This window comes from Pseudomonas sp. 57B-090624 (genome assembly GCF_003234055.1).
Lineage (GTDB): Bacteria > Pseudomonadota > Gammaproteobacteria > Pseudomonadales > Pseudomonadaceae > Metapseudomonas > Metapseudomonas tohonis.
This window is the reverse complement of record NZ_QKRU01000022.1, coordinates 47,333-49,261: the sequence shown is the minus strand read 5'-3', so window position 1 is coordinate 49,261 and position 1,929 is coordinate 47,333. Positions and strand designations below refer to the sequence as shown.

2 protein-coding genes are annotated in these 1,929 nt (G+C 68.1%); both read left to right on the top strand.

Annotated elements, in window-relative coordinates:
• Positions 1 to 89: 89 nt before the first annotated feature.
• The gene (locus tag DMX10_RS12625) at positions 90 to 968 is read left to right on the top strand and encodes a peptidylprolyl isomerase (RefSeq protein ID WP_111261382.1); all 879 of its coding nucleotides are present in this window, start codon (positions 90 to 92) and stop codon (positions 966 to 968) included.
• The gene (locus DMX10_RS12620; protein ID WP_111261381.1) at positions 955 to 1,824 is read left to right on the top strand and encodes a peptidyl-prolyl cis-trans isomerase; all 870 of its coding nucleotides are present in this window, start codon (positions 955 to 957) and stop codon (positions 1,822 to 1,824) included. The genes DMX10_RS12625 and DMX10_RS12620 overlap by 14 nt, the downstream gene beginning before the upstream one ends.
• The last annotated feature ends 105 nt before the right edge of the window (positions 1,825 to 1,929 follow it).

Below are 1,929 nucleotides of genomic sequence, written 5' to 3'. Positions count from 1 at the left end.
TTTGTGAGTCGAGTCACACCCCTGTTTGTGGCCGACCTGTATATCGCACCCGCGATAAAAGGAATTTGACCTGATTAAGGTGGTGATCCATGAAGCAGTTCCCACGCCTCGCCTTGGCGTCCTCGATCCTGGCCCTGCTGCTGGCGGGCTGTGATTCCTCCAGCGATTCCATCGCCGAGGTGAACGGCAAGCCGGTCACCCAGGCGCAATTCGATGCCTTCCTCGCGTTCAAGCGGGTACCGGCGCAGAACACCCAGTGGGTCAGCCGCGAGCTGGACGAGTACCTGGAGCGCGAGGGCCTGGCCGGGCAGATCGAGGCCCAGGGCCTGCTGCCCGCCGACCAGGTGGAGACCGAGGTGGCCGAGTTCCGCAAGCAGATGCTGATCAGCCGCTATTTCGAGGAGTTCCTCCGCGAGCGGGTGACCGACGAGGCGGTGCGCAACTTCTACGCCACCAACCCCGACCAGTTCCAGGCGCGCAAGGTGCACGTCGCCCACATCCTCCTGCGCACCAACCCCGGCATGAGCGAGAACGAGCGCCAGGCCCTGCTGAGCAAGGCCCAGGAAGTGCAATCGCGCATCAACGCCGGCGAGGACTTCACCGCGCTGGCCGCCACCTTCTCCGAGGACCAGCTGTCCGCCAAGCAGGGCGGCGACCTGGGCTGGCTGCAGGAAGGCGCCATCGACCCGGCCTTCAGCGGCAAGGTATTCGCCATGAAGCCGGGCGAGGTGTCCGAGCCGGTGGTGACGCCCTTCGGCTTCCACGTGATCAAGGTGATCGAGGGGCCGCAGGTGGTGAAGCAGCCGTTCGAAGCGGTCAGCGGCGACATCCGTTATCGCCTGCGCCAGGAAGCCAAGCAGGCCGAGCTGGAGCGCCTCAAGGCAGCGGCTAAGATCGACCGCAAGACGCCGCCGGCCGCGGCCGAGGGCACCGCCGCCAAGGAAGGCGAAGACCGTGCCGCGGGTTGAGTGGACGCTGGGCTGCCTGCTGGCGGCGGCGCTGCTGGCCGGCTGCCGTGACGACGACGGCGCCGACGCCCTGGCGCAGGTGCCGGTCGAGCCTTCGGCGACCCTGGTCACGGTGGACGACAGCCCCATCACCCGGGCCCAGCTGGAACTGACCGTCGAGCGCACGCTGGGCGAGTCGGCGCCGCTGTTCGCCAACGACGAGGTGGAACGCAAGATCCTCGACAGCCTGGTGGCCAGTCGCGCCATGGCCCTGCTGGCCGAGCGCGAGCTGGACGCCGGCGAGCGCGCCCAGCTGGACCTCAAGGCCCAGGCCTACCGCGAGGAACTGCTGGTGCGCCACTACCTGGAGCAGCATGCCACGCCGGAACCGGTGACCAGCGAGCAGGTGGCCGACTACTACCAGCGCCACCCCGAGGAATTCGGCGGCGGCGTGGAGAAGAGCTTCGAGATCATCGCCAGCGACCAGGCGCTGGAAGAGCCCCAGCGTGCCGAGCTCATCGCACTGCTCAGCGGCGCCGAGGCCAAGGGTCGCGACTGGCAGAAGCAGGTGGCCGCCTGGCGCGCCGCCGGCAAGCCCCTGGAGTACCGCAGCAACCGCATCAAGCCCGAACTGCTGGAGCAGCCGCTGCGCGGTCTGGTGGAGTCCACCGAGGCGGGCAGCATCGCGCCGCTCTATGCGGACGGCCAGTTGCTGCTGGTGCGGGTGACGGGCGAGGAGCGCCTGCCGGCCAGGCCGCTTTCCGAAGTCAGTGGCGAGATACGCGAGAAGCTGGCGCCGCAGGCCCTCAAGCAGGCGGTGAAGAGCCTGAGCGAAGAGGCGACGCGCCAGGTGAAGGTGCAATACAGCTCGCGCTAGACGAGCCGATTGCAAAGGGCCGGCCGATAGGTGCCGGCAAAGGGAAACGGCAGGGCAGCCTGTACAACAGTGGACGGACGAACTATGGGGATGCTGGGGGGGCAG

What these genes read in the sequence shown, in the direction of transcription:
- DMX10_RS12625 (WP_111261382.1), top strand. Translation starts at nt 90, where the DNA reads ATGAAGCAGTTCCCACGCCTCGCCTTGGCGTCCTCGATCCTGGCCCTG.